The organism is Nitrosomonas sp. Nm58 (assembly GCF_900107335.1).
In the GTDB taxonomy this organism is placed as follows: Bacteria; Pseudomonadota; Gammaproteobacteria; order Burkholderiales; family Nitrosomonadaceae; genus Nitrosomonas.
On record NZ_FNPQ01000102.1, the window covers coordinates 1 to 2501 of the forward strand.

2 protein-coding genes and 2 pseudogenes are annotated in these 2501 nt (G+C 42.7%); 3 read left to right on the top strand and 1 reads right to left on the bottom strand.

Annotated features, from left to right (window positions below; genetic code table 11):
- A pseudogene (locus BLW34_RS15910) lies at window positions 1-83 on the bottom strand (IS5/IS1182 family transposase); the annotation flags it as partial.
- A 43-nt stretch (window positions 84-126) separates the two neighbouring features.
- On the opposite strand from BLW34_RS15910, the pseudogene BLW34_RS15165 reads away from it, so the two are divergent.
- From BLW34_RS15165 to BLW34_RS15915, 3 genes and pseudogenes are all read left to right on the top strand, one after another.
- Window positions 127-1154: pseudogene (locus tag BLW34_RS15165) on the top strand (carbon starvation CstA family protein); the annotation flags it as partial.
- A 13-nt stretch (window positions 1155-1167) separates the two neighbouring features.
- On the top strand, window positions 1168-1371 hold the full coding sequence (locus tag BLW34_RS15170) for a YbdD/YjiX family protein (protein WP_090581371.1): 204 nt from the start codon (window positions 1168-1170) through the stop codon (window positions 1369-1371).
- A gap of 427 nt (window positions 1372-1798) precedes the next feature.
- Complete coding sequence (locus BLW34_RS15915; RefSeq protein ID WP_143037977.1) at window positions 1799-2416, top strand: hypothetical protein; 618 nt, start codon at window positions 1799-1801, stop codon at window positions 2414-2416.
- Window positions 2417-2501 lie beyond the last annotated feature (85 nt).

A 2501-nucleotide genomic window follows, 5' to 3' on the forward strand; every position in this document is an offset into this window, starting at 1 on the left:
GTCTTCTTGCGCGCACTTTCCAGCAGTGGGCGGATCTGCTCGAACTGTTCGCGACTGATATCACTTGGATAACTTGTTCTCATCCTGCAAATATCGCACTTTTTCTGTCAAACGAAAAGACTTTGAACAGGTTCTAAGATGATTCAGACTGAAACTGATGCTCGTTTCATTGGCTATGGCGCGATGCTCATGGAGTCGTTTGTAGCGATTATGGCTTTAGTAGCTGCATCAACGCTTGAGCCAGGAATCTATTTCACGATGAACAGTCCTGCAGCAATCATCGGAGCTTCGGCAGAATCGGCTGCGCAAACTATTGCTCAATGGGGTTTTTACGTCACGCCTGAGATGATTTATCAAACTGCGAGGGACGTGGGCGAACATAGCATTATTTCCCGAGCAGGAGGCGCACCAACGCTAGCGATAGGTATGGCACAATTCTGTCCGAATTTACTGGTGGTACTGCCATGATGGCTTTCTGGTATCACTTTGCAATCCTGTTCGAAGCACTTTTTATCCTTACGGCAGTTGATGCCGGAACCCGTGCTGGCCGCTTTATGTTACAGGATCTATTAGGTACTTTTGTTCCAGCAATAAAGCGTACTGACTCGCTGGTAGCTAGTCTGCTTGCAACTGGCCTTTGTGTCGCTGGCTGGGGATATTTTCTCTATCAGGGTGTGATAGATCCGCTGGGGGGGATCAATACCTTATGGCCACTATTTGGCATTGCTAACCAGATGCTGGCCGGTATCGCACTGATTCTTTGTACGAGTGTGCTATTTAAGATGAAGCAAGATCGGTTTGCCTGGGTCACCATTGTTCCCGCTACATGGATCATCGTCTGCACGCTGATGGCTGCCTGGCAGAAGATTTTTGATACTAATCCTCGTATCGGCTTTCTGGCACATGCTAACCAATATAAGGATTCCATAATAGAAGGTATTGTTCTCGCGCTGGCCAAATCGACCGATCAAATGCAGCAGGTCATTTTTAATGATTATGTTAATGCATCATTAGCAGGCATGTTCATACTGGTATTGATCTGCATGCTTTTCTTTGGGATTCATGCAGTATTTCAAGCACGTGCCCTAAGCTACCCTACTACGAAAGAAGCACTATTTGAGTTATTGCCAGCCCATGCCACAGATGCTAAATAATCATTGGAATGTCATGTTGTATAACAAAATTGCTAGAACCATATGTCATATTGTACAATGCGCGCGGCTTATGGTTGGCATGCCTGAATACAGCACGTATGTAGAACACATAAAAAATTCACATCCGGATCAGCCAATCATGTCATACCAGGAATTTTTCTGCGAGCGACAGGAATCACGTTATGGCGCTAACGGGAAAATAAGTCGCTGCTGTTAGGAAAAATAAACAATTTATTATTTGTAAAAGTATAGCTTTTATTAGTTGAATCTCTTTTCTTCCTCTTAAAGAAATTTGATTTTCAATAAAAAAGAGGAGGGGGAATTAATAATGAAAAATATTGTATTGAAAATTGCTGTTGCTGTTGCTGCATTTTTAGGAATTCTTGCAGGCTGCGCCCCATTATGGGAATGGGAAAATGTACAACTTTTCTCCAGAAAGCATTAGCCACTGCATTACCTGCTTCAGCAAAGACTTCTCATAACCACAAAGCAACTGACGGAGGCATCACCGTTATGCTGATTGAGCAAGTACCTACTCAGCTTCGCGTAAAAATGCAACTAATCAATTAATGCCTGAGTTGGATACTGCCTAATAGAGTGGTGCAGTACTTATACATTTATTTCTAAGTATTGAAGGATTAAGAATGAATTACCTAACAATTGATTATTCGCCTGATACTCCTGACGTCAAAGAGGCCAAAGATAATTGTGAAAGAACACTTGCTTTTCTGCCGTACAAACCAGATAGTAACCAAATCCCTAAGCATTTCCTCCTAAGCTATAGCATCTCAGTTAACCGCGCCATTTCGCAAGATAGCTCTTGTTCCTATCGTTGCTTTTCCCTATCTTTGTTATCAACTTTTATATTATTTACTATTTTAGGTTTCTTATTATTATGGACAATTCCAGCCAATGCGGTAAAAGTAGAATCTACGCGATATAATCCTATTACTAGCAGGAGCACAGCCACTTCTAGCGCATCAGCCTTTTTAGGGACTGGAGAGCAAGCTTTCAGCGTCAATCTTTCCGATATTTCGGTCGATCCGGCTACGATTGCCGGGAACAAAAGCGGTATAGTGTTGCCATTATCTTTCCCCATAACGGCTTCATTATTGCATTGGGAATCAATTAGTGGCGGTTATGTCGCCCGCTTTCGTGTTTCTGCTAACGATCAGATCAAACGAGTACGGTTGCACCTCACTTTTGAAGATACCATACCAATAATTAGCTTCCGCATGCAAGGTAACTTAGACTGTCAATGACGGAGCAAAAAGGTACCAGCATAGCGCGCGAAAAGTGTACCAGTTAGGTTAATAAAAAAGAGGGATTTAACCTCTGGTTTTAGCG